Annotated in this window: 22 protein-coding genes and 1 tRNA gene; 9 read left to right on the forward strand and 14 right to left on the reverse strand. The window is 50.9% G+C overall.

What is annotated here, in order from left to right:
* Positions 1-2 precede the first annotated feature (2 nt).
* Both MVK60_RS05295 and MVK60_RS05300 read right to left on the reverse strand, forming a co-directional pair.
* Positions 3-1,034: a pyrolysin gene (locus MVK60_RS05295; protein ID WP_297437188.1), complete on the reverse strand. Its 1,032-nt coding sequence runs from the start codon at positions 1,032-1,034 to the stop codon at positions 3-5.
* Positions 1,035-1,162: 128 nt separating this feature from the next.
* On the reverse strand, positions 1,163-1,750 hold the full coding sequence (locus tag MVK60_RS05300) for a molybdenum cofactor guanylyltransferase (protein WP_297437240.1): 588 nt from the start codon (positions 1,748-1,750) through the stop codon (positions 1,163-1,165).
* Positions 1,751-2,057: 307 nt separating this feature from the next.
* Between MVK60_RS05300 and MVK60_RS05305 the strand changes: the two genes are divergently transcribed.
* Together MVK60_RS05305 and MVK60_RS05310 are read left to right on the forward strand one after the other, a co-directional pair.
* Entirely contained in the window at positions 2,058-3,236 is a 1,179-nt protein-coding gene (locus MVK60_RS05305; protein ID WP_297437190.1) for a hypothetical protein, read from the forward strand.
* A 10-nt stretch (positions 3,237-3,246) separates the two neighbouring features.
* Positions 3,247-4,332, forward strand: coding sequence for a hypothetical protein (locus MVK60_RS05310; RefSeq protein ID WP_297437192.1), 1,086 nt, complete (start codon positions 3,247-3,249; stop codon positions 4,330-4,332).
* A 291-nt stretch (positions 4,333-4,623) separates the two neighbouring features.
* Here MVK60_RS05310 and MVK60_RS05315 read toward each other — a convergent pair whose 3' ends face one another.
* Positions 4,624-6,519 carry a S9 family peptidase gene (locus MVK60_RS05315; protein ID WP_297437242.1) on the reverse strand — a complete coding sequence of 632 codons (1,896 nt, stop codon included), beginning with the start codon at positions 6,517-6,519 and terminating at the stop codon, positions 4,624-4,626.
* A 128-nt stretch (positions 6,520-6,647) separates the two neighbouring features.
* On the opposite strand from MVK60_RS05315, the gene MVK60_RS05320 reads away from it, so the two are divergent.
* From MVK60_RS05320 to MVK60_RS05345, 6 genes are all read left to right on the forward strand, one after another.
* Positions 6,648-9,080 carry a tRNA(Met) cytidine acetyltransferase TmcA gene (locus tag MVK60_RS05320; protein WP_297437244.1) on the forward strand — a complete coding sequence of 811 codons (2,433 nt, stop codon included), beginning with the start codon at positions 6,648-6,650 and terminating at the stop codon, positions 9,078-9,080.
* 88 nt (positions 9,081-9,168) lie between these two features.
* Positions 9,169-9,681: a TIGR00288 family NYN domain-containing protein gene (locus MVK60_RS05325; RefSeq protein WP_297437194.1), complete on the forward strand. Its 513-nt coding sequence runs from the start codon at positions 9,169-9,171 to the stop codon at positions 9,679-9,681.
* Positions 9,678-10,205, forward strand: coding sequence for a TIGR00288 family NYN domain-containing protein (locus MVK60_RS05330; RefSeq protein WP_297437196.1), 528 nt, complete (start codon positions 9,678-9,680; stop codon positions 10,203-10,205). Before MVK60_RS05325 ends, MVK60_RS05330 begins: the two co-directional genes overlap by 4 nt.
* Positions 10,206-10,235: 30 nt before the next feature.
* Positions 10,236-11,153: a calcium/sodium antiporter gene (locus MVK60_RS05335; protein ID WP_297437246.1), complete on the forward strand. Its 918-nt coding sequence runs from the start codon at positions 10,236-10,238 to the stop codon at positions 11,151-11,153.
* Positions 11,154-11,296: 143 nt separating this feature from the next.
* Positions 11,297-12,454, forward strand: a complete 1,158-nt coding sequence (locus MVK60_RS05340; protein ID WP_297437198.1) for a thiamine ABC transporter substrate-binding protein — start codon at positions 11,297-11,299, stop codon at positions 12,452-12,454.
* 62 nt (positions 12,455-12,516) lie between these two features.
* Positions 12,517-12,593: transfer RNA gene (locus MVK60_RS05345), tRNA-Arg, on the forward strand.
* A gap of 263 nt (positions 12,594-12,856) precedes the next feature.
* Here MVK60_RS05345 and MVK60_RS05350 read toward each other — a convergent pair.
* The 11 genes from MVK60_RS05350 to MVK60_RS05395 form a co-directional block, all read right to left on the reverse strand.
* Positions 12,857-13,210 (reverse strand): hypothetical protein, encoded by a 354-nt coding sequence (locus MVK60_RS05350; RefSeq protein ID WP_297437200.1) that lies wholly within the window; start codon positions 13,208-13,210, stop codon positions 12,857-12,859.
* 204 nt (positions 13,211-13,414) lie between these two features.
* Positions 13,415-13,558 (reverse strand): rubredoxin-like domain-containing protein, encoded by a 144-nt coding sequence (locus MVK60_RS11230; protein WP_367270849.1) that lies wholly within the window; start codon positions 13,556-13,558, stop codon positions 13,415-13,417.
* A complete protein-coding gene (locus MVK60_RS05355; RefSeq protein WP_297437202.1) occupies positions 13,551-14,132 on the reverse strand; it encodes a hypothetical protein in 582 nt (193 codons plus the stop codon). Before MVK60_RS05355 ends, MVK60_RS11230 begins: the two co-directional genes overlap by 8 nt.
* Positions 14,116-14,370 (reverse strand): hypothetical protein, encoded by a 255-nt coding sequence (locus MVK60_RS05360; protein ID WP_297437204.1) that lies wholly within the window; start codon positions 14,368-14,370, stop codon positions 14,116-14,118. The genes MVK60_RS05355 and MVK60_RS05360 overlap by 17 nt, the downstream gene beginning before the upstream one ends.
* 6 nt (positions 14,371-14,376) lie before the next feature.
* The gene (locus MVK60_RS05365) at positions 14,377-14,619 is read right to left on the reverse strand and encodes a hypothetical protein (protein ID WP_297437205.1); all 243 of its coding nucleotides are present in this window, start codon (positions 14,617-14,619) and stop codon (positions 14,377-14,379) included.
* 6 nt (positions 14,620-14,625) lie between these two features.
* On the reverse strand, positions 14,626-15,165 hold the full coding sequence (locus MVK60_RS05370; RefSeq protein ID WP_297437207.1) for a hypothetical protein: 540 nt from the start codon (positions 15,163-15,165) through the stop codon (positions 14,626-14,628).
* Positions 15,165-15,455: a hypothetical protein gene (locus MVK60_RS05375; protein WP_297437209.1), complete on the reverse strand. Its 291-nt coding sequence runs from the start codon at positions 15,453-15,455 to the stop codon at positions 15,165-15,167. Before MVK60_RS05375 ends, MVK60_RS05370 begins: the two co-directional genes overlap by 1 nt.
* Positions 15,452-15,793, reverse strand: coding sequence for a hypothetical protein (locus tag MVK60_RS05380; RefSeq protein WP_297437211.1), 342 nt, complete (start codon positions 15,791-15,793; stop codon positions 15,452-15,454). Before MVK60_RS05380 ends, MVK60_RS05375 begins: the two co-directional genes overlap by 4 nt.
* Positions 15,786-16,478, reverse strand: coding sequence for a hypothetical protein (locus MVK60_RS05385; protein WP_297437213.1), 693 nt, complete (start codon positions 16,476-16,478; stop codon positions 15,786-15,788). Before MVK60_RS05385 ends, MVK60_RS05380 begins: the two co-directional genes overlap by 8 nt.
* A complete protein-coding gene (locus MVK60_RS05390) occupies positions 16,459-16,650 on the reverse strand; it encodes a hypothetical protein (protein ID WP_297437215.1) in 192 nt (63 codons plus the stop codon). Before MVK60_RS05390 ends, MVK60_RS05385 begins: the two co-directional genes overlap by 20 nt.
* Before the next feature lie 229 nt (positions 16,651-16,879).
* The gene (locus MVK60_RS05395) at positions 16,880-17,317 is read right to left on the reverse strand and encodes an AbrB/MazE/SpoVT family DNA-binding domain-containing protein (RefSeq protein ID WP_297437217.1); all 438 of its coding nucleotides are present in this window, start codon (positions 17,315-17,317) and stop codon (positions 16,880-16,882) included.
* Between the two features lie 164 nt (positions 17,318-17,481).
* Here MVK60_RS05395 and MVK60_RS05400 point away from each other — a divergent pair, with 164 nt between their 5' ends.
* Positions 17,482-18,513: a hypothetical protein gene (locus tag MVK60_RS05400; protein WP_143597840.1), complete on the forward strand. Its 1,032-nt coding sequence runs from the start codon at positions 17,482-17,484 to the stop codon at positions 18,511-18,513.
* Positions 18,514-18,569: the final 56 nt, after the last annotated feature.

Here is an 18,569-nt window from a genome sequence, read left to right on the forward strand (position 1 = left end):
GCTCACCAGTCGGCCATCGCATCGTTGAGTATCTTTACGGCCTGCTTCTGATGAAGCGCCGCCTTTCTCAGGTCTATGAAGATGTAGATTCTCGGGAAGTTTGCCACAACCGGGCCGTACTGACTTGCGTTGGCGTAGTAATCAGCGGCTGTCTCGTTTTGGATGGCCGCCAGCCCCAGGGTCTCGTTGTCCATTCCCCCTGCAACGGCCTCTTTGTACAGGGAGTTGTATCTCTCAAGGTTCCGGTGGTACTGGACGTAGTAGTAGAAGTTGAAGAGCATTATGTTGAGGCCCTTCGCCGTTGGAACCGGTTGCTGCGGACCGACCTTTGAGTAGTCCAAGTTGGCGAGGATCATCTCCCGGTAGAACTCCTGCCATTCAGGCCCTTTTCTGGCAACGCTGTATTCCAGAGTCAAACCGGTGACGAAAACCCTGCCGTTCCCGAGGGTGTATATCGCGGTACTTGGCTTGCCGTAGTCTGGGCTTCCGGTGGGTGCCTGGACGGTTATTATCTCTGCATCGGCCGGGAGGCCGACGAAGTAGCCGTGGCTGGCGTAGCTGCTGTAAAGCGTCGTGTTGTTGGCTATCACATAATCGTAGCTCGAATAGCTCCGCACTATCGTGACGTTCCTTGGGAGGGGTGTCGTCCAAAGCCCTCCGTTCCATCCCCAGTTGGCGGCATGGATCTCAAGAACCTTCCCGGCCCTCACGTACTCTTCCAGCTTGCCCATCTGGAGCCCTATCTGGTCGTAAAAGCTCTGGGGCTGGTCGCTGATGAGGATAATCATATCATACGCGTCTATGAGCTCTTGGGCCGTTTTGTTCTGGAGCTCAGTACTCGTCATGACATCGTACGGGACGCCCATGTTGTTGAGGGTGTCCTCGACCGCCGGTGAGTTCCATGCATCCACGTTCTTCAGTATCAGCACGTTGTATCCGCTCAGCGGTTTTGCAGAAACGGCGGGGGGCCCTAACACCGCCATCAAACTAAACAGTACTAGCAGCGAGAGCGCTGCGCTCAGAATTTTTTTCATAATAAATCTCTCCTTTTGGTCCGAACCGGGCAGAAGAACCTGTGGAGCCCTACCCTTAATATACTGTAGGTCTTACACTATTTAAGTATTCTCGCATTAATTTGGGAAATCTCCAAAGTGAATTTGCATCACAGCTTCCTAAGGGTCTCGGCCGCGAATCTAACGTCAAAGGAGTTCCTCACTCTGAAAAAGCTCAGCGTCACCTTGGGGTTCCTCTTCGCCAGCTCCTCAATGGGCAGCGGTTCGTAGTCGAGGAGCTCTGCTATTCTGCGCAGGTTCCTGTAGCCCTCTGCCAGCACCGCTTCTATGGCGTCCATGAGGGCATCGGGCTCGTAAATTGCGTGCGTGACCTCCGCCGTCCCGTCCTTCCAGATCGGTATCAGTGCCTCCGGCTCGTTCTCGTAGAACAAGCCTGTTAAATAGTTCACCAGGAAGGGCATTATCAGGGGCATGTTGCCCTCGGCCAAGAAGAACGGCTCTCTGGGCAGGGCTTTCAGGAGGGCCTCCATCCTGCTCCTCATGGAAACGGGAAGGGGATTCGAGACGTGGAGGGAATAAGTTTTGAGCTTGTCCCTCCGAACTACCGTGATGACTTCGTCTATCCTCTTGCTCATTAGAAGCCTTCTCTCGGTGAGCTTAACAACCGGCTCGTCCGCAACGGGGAGGGTGTAGTTCTCCCACCGCTTCTCCGGAAACGCCAGGATTACCCCGAGCATGATTGCCATCTCAACTCACCCTTTAAAAATTCAGCGTTTGAAATTTTGCATGCGTTTTGTTACTGGAGCCATTGGGCAAACACGAGGGATGCTTCCAACCATAGCTGGAACGCTCTTTGTGTTTGTTGGCGGAGCTATTAGAGCTCACCTCCGGAAATCAAGAATACCCACCCGAGTACTTCGAGGGGAGCAAGAACGTCTGGGACTACACGCTTTGATGCCCGTCTTATAATTTCAGCCTACCTTTCTTTACGCGTTTAAGGAGAAAGTTTTATAAGGTCTCTTCTGGATTCCAAACGGTGGTCGGGTGAAAAGAGTCATCTCAATGATTATATTAGTATTTCTTCTCATTCTTCCTCTCGTCACTGGTGCAACCTTGAAATGTCCCCCCAAAGCACCAACTCATAGAGTTGTTTGCAGGTTTAAAGGTAATGGGACGGGGGAGATTTATCTAAAGAGCGTTGATGGCTTACCCCCGAGAGCATACCTAATCACGATAAAGAACTCGGGAGGATACAAACACTCCATCAATGATGAGTGGGATACTTTCAAGCTTCCAGCCAATGTGAGTTTTAGCCCGGTGTCTGTCTTGGGCAGGATAAAAGATTACTACTTCTCCTTTGTCCCCGACTGGGTTCTGTTTAACAAGGAACACACATTTACGTTTGTTTTCATCGAAGAAAACGGAACTCAAAAAGAATTCGACGTACGTGTTTACCTTGAAGGAACGTCGAACTGGACTGAATTTAAAAAAGATTTGGAATGGATGATTATTTCCTTTTTATTCACCTGGTTCATCCTCTCTGCCCTTTTCGGAGTTCTCTGGCTCTTTAACAGACGTCTCACTCAGCGTCCCGTAAAATTCCAAATTGTGCCAACAACCAGCGGCTGGATTGCAGCTGTTATCTTCGGAATGTATCTTTCCCATCCCTTTATCTTTGGACTTCCCTACTACTTCGGAGGTGGGTCGAACCTGTGGGGGGACATAGTAACTGGGTGGAGTATTTGGGCTCTGGTGATGGTTGTTCCCTTTTACATTGGAAACTACTTACTGATACCCATCCACCTTAAGAGCACAGCTTATCACAAGCCCCTCCCGGTGCTTAAGAAAAGAAAATTAGCATTCTGTTCCGGGCTTGTTTGGATTATTGTTCCCCTTCTGCTGATCTCAGGAGCACTGGACTCAGAGATTAAAAGCCTTCTCCTCATGTCCTTTGCCGGGGCTTTTGCGGTCTTTACACATCACATTCTCAAAACCCTAAAGCCAGAAGGCGTCCTTTTCATAAACCTATCAATTGTGGGTTTTCTTACACTCAAATACCACCCGGATTTCGTATTCGTGGTCCTCTTGGTTATTCTCCTCTTCGTCGTTTACCTACTCCAGAGGGGGTGCTTCATCAAGTTCAACGAAGAGAAAGAACGCCTGATTGGGGAAATCTACGAGAAGGTCAAGTTGATCCAAGGCACCGAGAATTCAAAGAATTGAGGTGGCCAGTATGAGAACACTCCCTGTATTGATCTCCCTGTTAATGCTCCTGATCTCCCTTCCGTTCGTTGCTCCAATTCATGTGGATTGCAACAACACTGCTCATTATAATGAGGTTAGCGGGGGCTGGGTAGTGGAGTGCCACCTGGGTAACACCTCAGAAAATCTTGAATACCTGGCAAAGATTGGAAAGAGAACAACGGTCCCGAGAACAGTCAGCGGCAGCTCTTTTGAAGTCTGGATTCGCCCCTCTGAATTAGTCAACTTCTCCTCTTTAATACTATCGGACGCTGTGTTATCTAACACCAAGGTGCCCGTAACTGTTCATATTTTTAGTTACGACCCGAATGGGAGCTTCGAAATAACAATGAAGCACTTTGATGTTCACCTGGGAACACCTCTAAAAGTGTATGTGTTGTCCTCGATTTGGGGTGTCATGGCCCTAATACTGTTCTTAGGGACGGGCTACGAGAAACACGAGAGCGGCAGTAGTTTAGTTTCCAGTATACTCGGCATCCATTTAATATTCAGGGGAACGGAGGTGACCACACTTTCATCCATTATCCTCATCCCTTTTATACGATATTCCCTGCTAATACAAGAAAAGAGTGAGATCTCGCTTCTCGTCCTATCCGGACTCTCAGCACTCCTGTTATTCGAGAGCGGTTATGCTTTTGGACTGTATAAATCAAAATACCCGAAGGTCTCCTTCTACACAGGGCTCGGCTGGATTGCTGGCATTCCTATAGTGTTCAACTTTTTCTGGGATGATTTTCTGATTCCGTTTTTTGCAACGTTGATCCTGGCGATTCCAGTGGCAGTGGTAATCTGGAAGTACACCGAATTGCCATACTCCAGCTGCCACAAAGCCCTCACTCTGTTCAGGACATATTCCATACCCCTGGGCGTGGGGGTTGCATTAGTACTTGCACTTCAGTACACGACCGAGGAAACCCTTCCGCTGTTTGCTGTGTTCCTTGTCTCCTTGCTTCTCTACGCTTATGCATCAAAGCTCGCCTTCAATCGATTGGAGTGGGCAAAAAGAAAGTTCGACGAGGATATCGAGGGAATTAGAAAGAGGATGATTATGGGGTAATCTTCATCGAAGCTCTGGGCACAACCCCGCGGCACATTGCAATCGCGTTATTCCCTGGACTGATGGGGATGACCTGAACCAAAAGAAGGAGAGTTTGAGATACTTGGCTTACTCATTTGTATCCTCTTTGGGACCAATTGTTTATGCAGTCATTATACACATGCCTTCAACAGTGGATGCCTGCCCCTTTCCCCCTTAAGGAGTGTAACGGCTGGAACTCTGATTATTTTGCGACTTTCATGATCCTCAGTACCCTCTAGAGGGTACTAAAGGAGAGGGGTTAAAAAGGCACTAAACCTTCAGCCACCTCTCCATCCATTCCGCTATCAGCTCCAAGCGCTTTATCCTGTGCTTCGGCTTTCCGCCCCTGCTGAGGTCGTGGTTCTCGCCGGGGAAGATGGCCAGCTCAACGGTCTTTCCGAGGTATTTGAGCGCCGTGTAGAACTGGAGAGCCTCGGGGAGCCAGCACCGGTAGTCCTCCATCGAGTGGATTATGAGGAGGGGAGTTTCCACGTTCGGTGCGTACTTCAGCGGGCTCTTCTCCCAGTAGCCTCCCGTATTGCTCCACGGGTCGTCGCCTATCTGGTCGGGAGCGAAGTAATAGCCTATGTCCGTTGTTCCGAAGAAGCTCACCCAGTTCGAGATGGAGCGCTGGGTTACCGCCGCTTTAAAGCGCTTCGTGTGCCCCACAATCCAGTTGGTCATGAAGCCGCCGTAGGAGCCGCCGGTGACGCCAATTCTCTCCTCATCGATGAAGTCGAAGCGCTTTATGGCTTCGTCAACGACCTCCATTAAGTCCTGATAATCCCTCTCCCCATAGTGCCCCCTTATATCGGCGAACTCCTCACCGTAGCCGTCGCTTCCCCTCGGATTTGAGAATATCACCACGAAGCCTTTCGCTGTTAAAACGTGGAACTCGTGCATGAAGGAGTAGCCGTAGGCTGTCTTCGGTCCTCCGTGAATCTCAAGCACGGCAGGATACTTTTTGCCCGGCTCAAAGTCAACGGGCTTCATAATCCACGCGTCAATTTCAACGCCGTCGCTGGCCTTGACCTTGAAGTGCTCCGGCTTCGAGAGTTTGTAGTCCTTAATCCATCCGTTGAAGTCCGTAACCTTCTTTTCCTTCCCGTCACGGAGAACGTAGAGCTCCGTTGGAGTGACCGCGTCCTGGGCGGTGACGGCTATGTAGTCCCCGATGGCAAAGCTCTCGACGCTTCTATTACCACTGATGACACGCTCGATTCTCCCCTCAAGGTTTACCCTGAAGAGGTTCGCCCTCGGGCCATCCGTTGCCACGTAATAAACCCAGCCGTCCCTGAAAACCAGCTCCGCCCTCTGGCTCCCCCTGACGTCGCAGTTGAGGGAGTTGTAGGCCGAGCGGTCGAGTTCCGAGGTGAGCTTCCTCATCTCGCCCGTCTCCGGGTTGTAGTGGTAGATGTGTGTGTTTGTTGGAATGCCCCTCTCGCGGGTGTTTGCCTTGAGGATGAACGTACCGTCGTCGAGGGGAATGAAGTCCTGAACGCTCCACTCTCCGGGAGTGAGCCTTTTCGCCTTCCTGCCCTCAAGGGCGTAGAGGTCGCTCACCATGGGCTTCCTCTCGCGGTCTTCCTGGGCAATGAAGTAGAGCCTGCCCTTGTGGAAGCGAACCTGCGAGACGTCGAGGTTCTTGGGGGTTAAGCGCCTTTTTCTGCCCGTCTCGATGTCCACCAGATAGACGACGCTCCTCTTTCCGTAGACCCAGCCGACACCGTTGAACCAGAAGGGAATCTCCTTGATGACGTGGACGTCGTCCTTCGGCTTCTTCTCGATGTCCACTGGCGTGACGACCGCTATGCCCTTCCCGTCCTCGGTGAATCGGAGGTTCTTAATCCCGTACTTGAACTTCGCCAAAAGCCTTGCCTCGCCGCCGTCGGTCGGGATTACGTACAGCTCGGCCTCGTCGCCTTTATCGCGCTTTGAGGTGAAAGCTATCAGCTTCCCGTCCGGTGAGAAGCGCGGATTCCCGTCCTTCTTTCCTGAGGTGAAGGGCCTGACCTTTCTGCCGTCGTAGAGGTAGAGCCTTGAGAAGTAGTCGTCCTTCTCAACGCTTATCTCCGTCACCTGAAAGACGAGCCTTCTTCCGAAGGCGTCGATGTTTCCCACGAGCTTGAACTTCCCGAGGTCTTTAATGCTCAATCCCTTAGGCATAAGAATCACCGAATAAACTGGATGTATTTCGTATAAAAGCTTAGCGTTTCGATGATTATCGAGAAGCTTTCAAACCCGCCTAACCTTTTTAAATCCCCCTTCTCCCTTTTATCCGGGAGGTGGCGGCCGTGACCGTCAAGGTCCGCTTTGATAAGGAAGTGAGAGACTACGCCAAAAGTGAGAAGATTAAGGATCAGGTTCTCAGGCTCACCGAGACGGCTTTAGCTCAGGCGCTTGAGAAGTTCCACAGGAGAATGATAATCATAGAAGGGGACACACTGAGGAAGGCGGAATTAGCGGGAATCCTGGCCGGCGCATCGGCCCGGGTTCTCAGGGATGTCCTGGATGAGCTCAAGGAGAAAAGGCTGAGGGATGAGAGTGAGGATAAAATTGAGGTCCTCTACGCGACGGACGCGCTCGGCGAGGATACCTTTGGAAGGAAGCGCTACGAGGCTTTCAGGAAGCACTTCGACCTTTTGGCAGGGGGTGCCGAGGTAAAGGCGGTTACCTTCAAGCACACCCGCGACATCCTCGGAAGGACGTACGACCTGCTCGTCCTTGATATGAGCTACGATTACTTCCCCAACGACCTTGGTAGGATTATCGAGACCGTCCGCGGCGGAGGACTCATCTTCATACTCGCCCACCCATTCGAGAAGTGGAAGAACATGTGGACGGGCTTCCACAAGAGCCTCGTCACGCCGCCCTACACGATAGACGACGTCAAGAAGCGCTTCAACAGGCGCCTCATCAGGAAGTTCACCGAGCATGAGGGCATCTACATCATCACCGAGAACGGAAAGCTCAGGAAGAAGCCAAAGAGGAACAAAACTCAGGCAAAGATCAGAGCGAGGAAGGGCGTTGAGATTCCCGAGGAGACTATCTTCCCGCGCGAGCTCTACGAGATGGCCCTCACCGAAGGGCAGGTTGAAGTCCTTAAGGCCTTTGAGGGTCTGGTTGAGGAGGAGGGCATGCTTGTCCTCACCGCTGACAGGGGCCGTGGAAAGAGCGTCTCCGTTGGAATAGCCGCGATCGGACTCGCAGTGGCGCTCAAGAAGAGAACCAGAATAGTCGTGACTGCCCCCGAGCCGGAGAACGTCCAGGCCCTCTTCCGCTTCGCCAAGAGGGCCTTAGAGAGGCTCGGGTTCAAGCCGCACGTCGTCGAGGAGAGGGGCCTCATCAAGGAGCTCTACGCGAGGAAGATCGGCCTCCGCTATTATCCCCCCGCTGAAGGCTACAAAAAGACCGCCGACCTGTACATCCTCGATGAGGCCGCCGGAATCCACGTCCCGATACTCCACAGGTACCTCAGCAAGCCGCGTGTGGTGTACTCCTCCACCATACACGGCTACGAGGGAGCGGGAAGGGGCTTCTCGGTCAAGTTCCTGAAGAGGGCCAGGGAGAAGCGCTCCTTTAAGGAGCTCCACATGGAGGAGCCGATACGCTACGCCGAGGGCGACCCCATTGAGAAGTGGCTCTTTGACGTCCTCCTGCTCGATGCCGAGCCAGTTGAGCTTACCGATGAGGACTACGAGCTCATAAAGAGCAAGGAGGTCTACTTCGAGGAGCCCGACCTCGACGACTGGTTCGAGAACGACAGGGAAGACCTCAGAAACTTCGTCGGCATCTACATTTTAGCGCACTACCGCAACAGGCCCAGCGACGTTGCCCTGCTCGCCGATGCGCCCCACCACAGGGCGAGGGTTCTCCGCCTCAAGAACGGCAAGATAGTTACGGCGATTCAGATAGCCGAGGAGGGCAACATACCCAAGAAGGTCATCGAGAAGATGGCGAAAGGCTACAAGCCGCGCGGCAACATAATCCCGGACATGATGGTCAAGCACCACATGGCGAAGGAGTTCGCGAAGCTGAGGGGATACAGGATAGTTAGAATTGCCACCCACCCGGACGCGATGGACATGGGACTTGGAAGCAAGGCGCTGGAGCTCCTTGAGAAGGAAGCGAGGGAGAAAGGCCTCGACTGGATAGGCTCGGGCTTCGGTGCGAGTGAAGAGCTTGCCCGCTTCTGGGTCCGGAACGGCTTCGCGGTGGTGCACCTCAGTCCAGCCCGCAACCCGGTCAGCGGTGAGTTCACCGCGATAGTCCTCAAGCCGATAAGCGAGAGGGCGAAGAAGATCATCAAGAAGGCCAACGACGAGTTCCGCATAAGGCTGACGGAGTGGCTGGGCGATACCCACAGGGAGCTTGAGCCCGGGATAGCGCGCTGGCTTTTCGAGACGCCCTTCGGTGAGGCCGTGGATTATCCGGTTTACCTCACTGACGTCCAGAAGAAGAGACTGGACGCCTTCACGGGCAAGGTTCTCACTTACGACACCGTGCTTGACTCTGTCAAGCCGATAGTGAAGCTCTACTTCCTGGACGGCTGGATGAAGCCCTACCTCGACGAACGCCAGATAAAGCTGCTGATCTACAGGGTCCTTCAGTCTCACAGCTGGGAGGAGACGGCGAAACTCATAGACAGGACTGAGACCTTCACGATGATAGAGGTGCGGGACATCATTAGAGGGCTCTGGTACTACTACAAACGGGTAATGAAATAAGATTTAACCAATCCTGACTAACTTTTTATACCCCAACGTCATACCGGGCATTAGCGGGTATTGATTTATTATAACATCGGTGACAGCTATGGCGGGTGGAAGTTGGGAAAAGATAGTTTCGATAACCAAGGGTGGCATGAAGAGCATAGGAATGATGAAAAAACGTATAGGTCGCGGAAAAAAGATAGCACTGCTTATAGATGGGCCAAACATCCTCAGGAAGGAGTTCGGGATAAAGCTGGAAGATATAGTTGAGGCTCTCGAGGGCATAGGAGACATCAGGGTGGCCAAGGTTGTCCTCAACCAGTACGCCCCCCAAGGACTCATAGAGGCTGTGTCCAACCAGGGCTTTGATGTTGCTGTTGTCTCCGGGGAGACGGGGGTAAAGCTGGCCGTGGAAGCTATGCGTGAGATTTACAATCCACACATAGACGTCATCGCGCTGGCCACACGCAACGCGGAGTTCCTCCCGGTCATACTAAAAGCTAAGGAAAAAGGAAAGGAGGCGGTGGTCATAGGGATAGAACCCGGGTTTTCGGTGGCCCTCAAGCATGCCGCCGATTACACCATAACGCTGGGGGAAGGCGGTGAGGGGCGATGAAAGAGACCCTCTTTAAGGTTCTTAGAAGGGGAGAGAAGGAGACCAAACCCCCGGAGGAGAAACCTCCCAAGCCCAAGATTAGGAAAGATATAGGCCTGATAATCGATGGGCCTAATATCCTCCGGAAGGAGTTCGGGATAAAGCTGGAGGACATCATGGAAGCCCTTGAAAAAGTTGGGAAAGTACGCATAGCCAAGGTTGTCCTCAACCAGTACGCCCCCCAAGGACTCATCGAAGCCGTAGTCAATCAGGGACTTGAACCGATAATCGTTGCTGGGGATACCGACGTCCGGGTGGCGATCGAGGCCATGGAGATGATTTACAGCTCCGACGTTGGGGTCATCGCACTGGCGACCCGTGACGCGGATTTCCTGCCGATAATAAACGAGGCAAAGAGTCAGGGAAAGGAAACCATAGTAATTGGGGCGGATCCAGGTTTTTCGGTGGCCCTTCAGAACGCGGCCGACTACGTTATAAAAATGACGAGCCGTGGAGATGCTGAGAGGAGTCCGAATGGTTTTTAAGTTTCTTCCCTAGATTGTTTGGTGGGGCATTTGATGGTTGAAATCGCTCTATTTGTACTTGGTTTTGTCCTTCTAATCTGGGGTAGCGACGTCTTCGTTGATGCTGCATCCCGTGTTGCGAAAGGCTTTGGTGTCAGCGAGTTCCTAATTGCCCTAATCCTTGCGAGTATAGCCACGACCCTTCCAGAGGTGACCGTGTCCGCTGTAGCGGCGTTTCACAAAAACAGTGGCATAGCCCTTGGAAACGCGGTGGGCAGTGCCCTCGCCAATATCTCCCTCATCCTCGGCGTTTCCTCCATCATCCGTCCCCTGGAGGTGGACACCGACGCATGGAAGAACGCCCTTTTTATGCTGGGGATAACCCTTTACTCGGCCATCCTCATGTACGATGGCACGATAAGCCGTCTCGACGGCCTCACGCTTGTACTCATCTACTTCGGTTTTCTGTACTTCCTCCACTCCAAGCACGTGCGGCTGGGGTACGGTGAGGTGGAGGGAGGAAACCCTCGCAGAGACCTACTGATAATGCTCGGCAGTGGGCTGGCGGTTGTTTTAGGGGCTAGGGTAGTCGTCAGCACAGCTGTGGAGCTTGCGAGGACGCTGGGCATCCCTGAGGTTGTCATAGGGTTGACCCTCGTTTCTGTGGGCACGTCCATGCCGGAACTTGCCAATTCTCTGACCGCCACACTGAAGAACCTTCCCAACATAAGCGTTGGGAACATAGTAGGTGCAAACATCCTGGATATCCTGATGGTGATTGGGATAGCGGCCTTGATACACCCGATACGGGTTGATCCGGGTATCTTCTCTTTCACCCTCCCGCTGACGCTCCTCGTCATGGGCCTACTGACAGGAATCCTGAGGTTAAGAAGTAGGGTCGACAGGATGACCGGTGCGGCCTTCCTCGCGGTGTATTCGTACTTCCTCTACGTTCAGTTCGGAGGCTGAGGCCGTACCGTCTGTTTTTAGATTTTCTTCTGCCCGGAGATTAAGCCGTGATTCCCACATCTGGGAAGCAAACCTTTATTTACCCTGTTATCACCATCTCTTTGAAAATGATAACTTGGTATTAACATCTTGGAGGTGAGCGGATGAGAAAACTCGCCGTGCTGATGATTCTGGCGCTGCTGATTGGGATGGCTGGATCTGTCAGTCCCGTTAAGGGCGCGGAAAGCAAAGAACTCACGATCTACACCTACGACAGCTTTGTGAGCTACGGTCTAGCAAACGCCACCATACCTGAGTTTGAAAAGGCTTATGGGGTTAAAGTCAATGTGATAACCGCGGGGGACGCTGGGGAGGTCCTGAACAAGCTGATCCTTGAAAAGGGCAATCCTCAAGCCGACGTCGTCATCGGGATAGACAACAGCCTCGCGGCCAAGGCCATCGATGCGGGCGTCCTTGAGGTTTACAGACCCCCCAACATCAACGTCGTTCCAAAGGAGCTGATAGACGCACTTGACCCCACCTATCACCTAATCCCCTATGACTACGGTGCCATCGCCATCGTCTACAAGAAGAATCAGGTGCAGAACCCTCCGGAGACTTTTGGGGACCTCCTTAACCCCAAGTGGAAGAAGAGTCTTATCCTGGAGGATCCCAGAACGAGCTCCACTGGGATGGCATTCCTTCTGTGGACCATCGCGGCCTACGGAGACCCCGGCTGGCTATACTACTGGGAGAAGCTAAAACCCCAGATATACCAGATAACCAAGGGCTGGGACGCTGGATGGGAGATGTGGGATAAAGGTGAGGCTCCCCTGTTCCTCAGCTACGCAACAGACCCTGCCTACGACGCCTACTATTACACCAACGGTACGGAACCAAACATAGGTGCGATTCTGCTCAACAACACCGCTTACATTCAGGTTGAGGGCATTGGTATAGTAAAGGGCTGCAAGCACCCGGATCTCGCAAAGAAGTTTGTGGAATTCGTCCTGAGTAAGGAGTTCCAGAGGGAGGTGCCCCTTCATAACTGGATGTTTCCGGCGAGTAAAGAAGTTGGGCTTCCTGGAGTCTATAAGTACGCCGCGAAGCCCAGGAAGATCCTCGATCCAAAGCCCGGGGAGATAAAGGCTAACTACAACAGGTGGTTGCAGGAGTGGACGGAGCTTATGGTTGAGGGCAAGAGTCCAGAGGAGATAATAAAAGAACATGAGACCAGGACCGGCTCGGAAAAAAGCATATGCGGTCCGGTGGCGATAGTCGCCCTCGCGGTAATTCCGCTCCTCCTCAGGAAGAGGAGGTGAGGTTTCTCCTTTTCCTTTCCCACCGCAACTTTTATAAGAGCGCCCCGGCACCTTAGGAGCGAGGGCCCGTAGCCTAGCAGGATAGGGCGCCGGCCTTCTAAGCCGGAGGTCGCGGGTTCGAATCCCGCCGGGCCCGCCATTCTCGAAATAATCGCTTCCATGCGCCTCACCTTCTCTAAATGCTCTTTAAGAAGCTTGTTTGTGAGGGCCGAGATGTTAAAGCCCTCTTCCTTGAGACCGCCGACCACTTCTTTATCCAAGTACAAATGAACGCGCGTCTTTCGCCTTTTCTGAGGCTTTCGAGCCCGATGAGAGCCCTGTTTAGACGGCCCACTACTACCCACTTTGGCCCACCTATGGGATAATGGCCGGAGGTGGATATTAAGACTGCGGTCATGCGGATCACCAAAGGTCCTTTAGATCTCCAATCTGGAATTTCCAAAGTTTGGCTATGGTCTCCATGCGGTTAGAAAAGCCGTCGCTAAGAATGTATGACTTATCAGAGCTTATACGGAGCATTTTCAGGGCCAGCATTTTCTTTATGACTCTAAAGTACACCACCTGGTCGCTCTTGTCCTTGAACATCTCCTTGTAGTCATCTGGATAAAGGCGGCCCTGCTCCTTAATGCGTTCGAGGACTTTGTACGCTATCTCCAGGCTCCTGCCGTCGAAGATTAGTTCGAGTGGGCTATCGGCCGGCTCATATGTGGGGATTTTGAGAGCGACATAATCTGGAAGTTTTCTTCGCCTTGGCATACTAACACCACCTTTTAGTTAGCCAAACAATCTAAAATATTATTCTCCAAGTTCCACTCACGGAATTGGAGAGTATAGTAACAGTTCTTGTTAGTATGAGGGGTTTGGTGGCGATTGGAGTTGGTTGTTCGCGGGAAAGTTTTTGGAAAGACGGATAATATACAGAGGCTGTTAGTATCTTGAACGTTAACATCCATACGAAAGTTAACGGTCATTTTTCAACCCCCAATACAGCCATGGCATGACTTTCTCAGAGCCGCACTTTGGGCATTTATCTGGTACAGTAAGCCTCTTCCAAGTGTGGCCACAGTCGAGACACTTCCATTCGGGCCTCAAATCTTTAAACACCAACCTTCACCTCCACAGGCTCCTCTTCCATGCGTATTATAATCTCCTCTGGAGTCTCCAACGCCACAAAATCCAGGCCATTGACTATGAACTCAGCCTTTCTGACCATCGAGAAGATGAGAGCCTTGTATTCGTCGAGCGTCATCTTGCAGGCGCTCTTGAGGAACTCCCTCTCACTTTCATGCTCCTTGAGGAACTCTCTATAAAGCTCCCCGAGCACTTCCCTCTCGGCCTTCAGCATGCCGGCAGGAGTTCCCCTGTACTTCTCCTGGTAGCGCTTCCGTATGAGCCTACCAACTCTAGTCCTCCCATCCCAATACCGCCCCTTCCTCTTTTCCCACTCCTTCACGAGCTGTCTTTCGAGTTCAAAGATTTCCATAGCTTCCTCGTCTGGTTCGAAGAACGGGCACTTTCTCGCGTAAGTTGAGGAGACGTAGAGGGAGAAGTCCGCCTCCCCAAGGCCATACGTGCAGAAACCCCTCTTCCTAATATTGTCTTTGAAGCGCTCCTCATAGATCCTGATGAAGTGCCTACACACCCTACAACTCCTTCCAACCTCACTCACGGCCATCACGCTCCTTACCTTGCGAGTCGAAAGATTCTTCGACTGCCAAGGTCAGCCAGTCCAAGAACTCCATAATATTCTCGCCTTCTTTTTCTGTTAGCTCTTTTGTGACATTAGTCCAGTCGAACCTGACAATGTATTTGTGCCGTTTCGAGTCATATCTGAACGTCAATGCGATGTCGTCATGACTCTCATTGTCCTCAATCTCATAGTAACCCCATTCTATCTTTTTCACCCGAATCGCCACGCCCCGTCACCCCTCCTCGATTTTTCCCACGACCTTGTATCCCCGTTTGAGGAGCTCATCAGTGAGTTTGTTGAGCTCTTCAAGACTGCCCGCATCAACGATGAGAACCATCTCTGCTTCAATGAACTCGCCCCTCATGCACAAATCCCAATGAGGGCAATTTCTGTCGCACTGCCTGTTGTGGTACGGGTGGTTCTCTTCCTTCAGACAAATCTCAAACCACTTATTCTCAACCCTAACTCTAACCACGCCCCGTCACCTCCTTTCGAGGAGGAATTTTAAGTCGGTCCTGAGGTCTTCGAGAGAGTTTGAAACGATTAAGTCATCCATGTCTAAAATTGCATAATAATCCCGCTTCTTGCCCTCATACCGAGTCTCGAACTGAGGCTTCACATTTAAAACGTTGAACATGACGAACTTCTCCCCGCCAATGCTAACGAAATAGTAAAGAGGGACCCTCAGCATTCTGGCAACCCTGCGAATCCTGAGGAACTGCCCGCCATTCAACTCCAACTCCCGGCCTTCGACAGTTCTCGGGCTCTTGAACTTTAACTCAAAAGCTGCTAACACTTTCTCGTCCCTAAAGCGCCCGAACCGGTCATAAACCGGCTTGAAGAGTATTGAATCCACATCAGTCATCCTGTACTGCCTGTAAAACAAGTGCTCAATAAGCCTGCTGAAGTACATCCTATTCCTCCCATCCTTCACCATGCGCTCCATGTAATCAAAAGCCGGGTCAAAATAATTCGGGCCCGCCTTCACATCAAAATGAACCATAGTAGCGCGGGAAGCCATCAACTCACCTCCGCTAAAGCGGTTTTAATGACCTCATCCAATGGCTTCAGCAACTCCTCCGCTCTGATAGGCTTCATCCTGTGCGCTCTTTTTGGAGCGAGGCTGATGTCCATGACCTCCGCGTGGCCATCTCCTGACATCTTCCACGCCTGCGTCTCCAAATACACCCGCAACAGCCACCTCTCGTAAGCCCTCTTCGCCACCTCATAATCCTCAGCCTCAATGACAACCTCTTCAAAAACCAACTGCCTTCCCCCATCCCTCACCTCAAAAAAACCGTAAGCCTTCATGCCCTCACCTCCCTGAGGGCCTCAAGGAATCCCTCGTAGTATTCACCGCCGCCCTCAAACTGCTTCATGAACTTCGCCTTCTCCTCCAGCTCCTGAATCCGCTTCTCCAGCTTCTTCAACCTCTGTAAAGCCGCGTTAATAACCTCCAGCCGCCCCTCCTCGTAAGCCGCCTTGAGGGGCTCATTCCTGAGAGAATACGAAAACCTCAAATTCTCCGCCCTGGCCCTTTCGCGCTCAAGCCACGCTACCACGTCCGCCACTGTGGGCCTTTCGGCCTGCTCCAACACCGCCCGCTCCCGAGCCACAAACTCCCAAAACCCGGCTTCCAACTCAGACATCTGCATTCACCTCCAGCTTCTTAACCTTCCAGCCGAGGAGACCGACCTCATGCGAAGGCTCAAGAACGAGGCCGAGCTCCTTAGAAACGAAAACCTTGCCCCCAAGCACAAACCAACGCTTCTGGAACGCTTCTGCCTTCTTCATCAACGCCTCGCCCTTCTCAGAATAACCAAGCCTCCTGAACAATTCGAGGAGCTTGAGCTCCTTATAAGTAGAGAGAACTTGATGAATTTCTTCCCTAAGCTCAGTAGCTTCACGGTCTTTCTTCGACAATTGTTCCATTTTGAGCTTCTCAAGTTGGAGAACAAGTCTCTCGATTTTCTTGTCTCTCTTCTCTAATTCTTCTTGCAGTTTTTCAATGATTTTGTCTTTCTTCTCGTTCTCTTTAATTAGATGGGCCGTGAACTCTTTTTCTTGTTCCAGAAGCTCTTCCAACTCCCTGACCTTGGCCATTAGGTCAATGATGTTCTGGTTTCTGTGTTCAAGAAGCAAAATAAACCCCTTCGGCCTTGATATACCCAACTTCTTACACATCTCATCAAATTCAAGAAACTTTGATTGTGGCACGTTCATTGAAAGTAGACGCAATGGTTCTCCGTATTCAGAAGGCCTTCCCGGGCCGGCCCTGACTTTCTTTCGTTTTCTGGCCATGGGGAAAACACCTTCATAGACCAGTGTTTCCATTGGAGACCACCAGAAGCTTATTTGCCTTGTAGAACTCCCACATGTCGAGGATTAGGTCCCCCCAACTCATTTTGTGCTCATTTTTGTATCTCTCCATCTCTTTGACCGCATCGGGAGGCAGAAGTGCGTCAATTCTGACACTCCGAACCCCATACTTTGGTTTCCGTCCCATCGTCATCACCTTGTGAGTATATTGCTCACGTGAGTAAATTACACACACAAACTTATAAGCTTTTTGGTCTGCCGTAATATTTACAAAACCGTTGCGTAAAATGTACAATTTTGGCAGAATTTTTACTGTATAAATTTAGAGCTCAAGAAAGCGGTCATGAGAGGTCTGTATCAATCTGTAAAAGGGGTGAGATAGCTTAGAATAGATGAATTAATAATTACTGTAATTATTAAACTTGAAATAAATAACTATAACTAAGCTGTTTGAGCAAGTTGTATTCCTCTCCAGGGGACATGATTTTTGCCTGAGAAAAGGCCTGAATACGCTTCATTAACTCTTTTCCTTGTGGACTTATAAGCTTGTCGAATTTATGGATGGCTAAGATGAGAACTTCTACGGCATCTCTATGAGATAGATTCAACTCTACACGGGCGTTTGTTGGTACGACAATGTATCCTCTGACTCCAACTTTTGCAATAATGAATGCACTGCCCAATATTTGGACAACTTTAGATTCACTATTCAATTCTATCTTTCTGATAACAGCCTCTACATAATCGTTCCCCTCTATTCCTAAAACTTCCCTATCCCCTTTGGGGATTAAGACTCTGCCCTTTGGATCAAGTCTTGCATGAAACTTTGCGAGTGGTTCTTTGCTTTCCCTCACTGTCTCACCTCTTCGCATGCTGATTTTACGAATTATTCTTACGGTATGAATGTTTAAAAGGTTTGAGAAAATTTCTCGTGGGTGGGATTTTTACCCTTAGCGTGAATTACCCACAATCCTTTTAATTTCCTTTTGAGTAATTTTTACGTAAGGAATAAATGGTGGTGCTCATGGGATTCGGCGACTTCTTTAAGAAAGTTGGAGAAGCCACTAAAAAGGCAATGGATAAAGCCGCCAAGGAAGCGAGGTATCGCGCCAAGGCGCTTGAGATTAAACGGGAAATTGCAGAGGCAGAGAGAAGATTTAAAGAAGAAGTTACGAGAAAGGAGTTTGAGGCTAAGCGAGAAATTCTTTCTCAGCTTAAGATGAGGCAGCTTGAGGCTGTTTGTGCTGCTAAAGGTATTCCTACTTACCGAACACAAATAGTGAATGGGGAGGAACGCCGTTACAAAATAAGGAACAAAGACGAGCTGATTGATGTTGTGGCAAGTCATTTAACCGTGGAGGAAGTCGCCGAGGTCGCGAAGAGGTATAAGGTAAAGTCTCGGCATGTAGTTCAGCACTTCACGAAGTGGCTTGAAGAGGCCAATGAGGCTCTAAAGGCCTTCAAGGAGCAGAAGCAGAAAGAGCTTGAGGAATACAAGGCTCAACTTTTTGGAGAGGAATCTCATGAGATTGCTTCCATTGAGCTTGAGTCTGAGACTGTTGAATCTCTTGGTGGAGAGGAGCTTGGAGGGTATTCACTTGAAGAGGACAACCATCAGCCCGAACTTGATGTTGTAGATATTCTCTTTGATTTCGAGCCGGAAACTGTGAGGGATGAAGAGGATCTTGAAAAGCAGCTTTATCAGTACCTTAGGGCACGCCTTGGGAGGCGTGTTGTCCGCCAGTATCCTGTTGGAGATCAGAAGATTGATATTGCTATTGATGGCAATGTTGGGATTGAACTCAAGATTGCTGAGAGTCGGAGTAAGCTCCAGCGTCTTGTGGGGCAGGTCTTGGACTATGTTGAGTATTTTGACGAGGTTATCGCGGTGATCCTTGATGTTGGAGCCAATGTTGACATTGACAAGTATATAAAGAAACTCCGGAGACTTGGCGCAAAGGTCATTGTTCTTGAGGGAGACATTAAAAGGAAAGGTCCTTCCAAGGAGATTATTATCAAAGACTCCAGGAGGAAAATAATTATACGGTAGTTTCTACTTTTTCTTCACTAATAGTTCTTGGCAGTTGTCTAGGGGCTCACCTCGGG

Origin of the sequence: Thermococcus sp. (assembly GCF_026988555.1) — an archaeon.
GTDB lineage: Archaea > Methanobacteriota_B > Thermococci > Thermococcales > Thermococcaceae > Thermococcus.

Bases quoted from the DNA above. Each gene is read 5' to 3' on its own strand.
- MVK60_RS05295 (WP_297437188.1), bottom strand. From the start codon at position 1,034: ATGAAAAAAATTCTGAGCGCAGCGCTCTCGCTGCTAGTACTGTTTAGT.
- MVK60_RS05300 (WP_297437240.1), bottom strand. From the start codon at position 1,750: ATGCTCGGGGTAATCCTGGCGTTTCCGGAGAAGCGGTGGGAGAACTAC.
- MVK60_RS05310 (WP_297437192.1), top strand. From the start codon at position 3,247: ATGAGAACACTCCCTGTATTGATCTCCCTGTTAATGCTCCTGATCTCC.
- MVK60_RS05315 (WP_297437242.1), bottom strand. From the start codon at position 6,519: ATGCCTAAGGGATTGAGCATTAAAGACCTCGGGAAGTTCAAGCTCGTG.
- MVK60_RS05325 (WP_297437194.1), top strand. From the start codon at position 9,169: ATGGCGGGTGGAAGTTGGGAAAAGATAGTTTCGATAACCAAGGGTGGC.
- MVK60_RS05330 (WP_297437196.1), top strand. From the start codon at position 9,678: ATGAAAGAGACCCTCTTTAAGGTTCTTAGAAGGGGAGAGAAGGAGACC.
- MVK60_RS05340 (WP_297437198.1), top strand. From the start codon at position 11,297: ATGAGAAAACTCGCCGTGCTGATGATTCTGGCGCTGCTGATTGGGATG.
- MVK60_RS05350 (WP_297437200.1), bottom strand. From the start codon at position 13,210: ATGCCAAGGCGAAGAAAACTTCCAGATTATGTCGCTCTCAAAATCCCC.
- MVK60_RS05370 (WP_297437207.1), bottom strand. From the start codon at position 15,165: ATGGCTTCCCGCGCTACTATGGTTCATTTTGATGTGAAGGCGGGCCCG.
- MVK60_RS05375 (WP_297437209.1), bottom strand. From the start codon at position 15,455: ATGAAGGCTTACGGTTTTTTTGAGGTGAGGGATGGGGGAAGGCAGTTG.
- MVK60_RS05380 (WP_297437211.1), bottom strand. From the start codon at position 15,793: ATGTCTGAGTTGGAAGCCGGGTTTTGGGAGTTTGTGGCTCGGGAGCGG.
- MVK60_RS05385 (WP_297437213.1), bottom strand. From the start codon at position 16,478: ATGGAAACACTGGTCTATGAAGGTGTTTTCCCCATGGCCAGAAAACGA.
- MVK60_RS05390 (WP_297437215.1), bottom strand. From the start codon at position 16,650: ATGGGACGGAAACCAAAGTATGGGGTTCGGAGTGTCAGAATTGACGCA.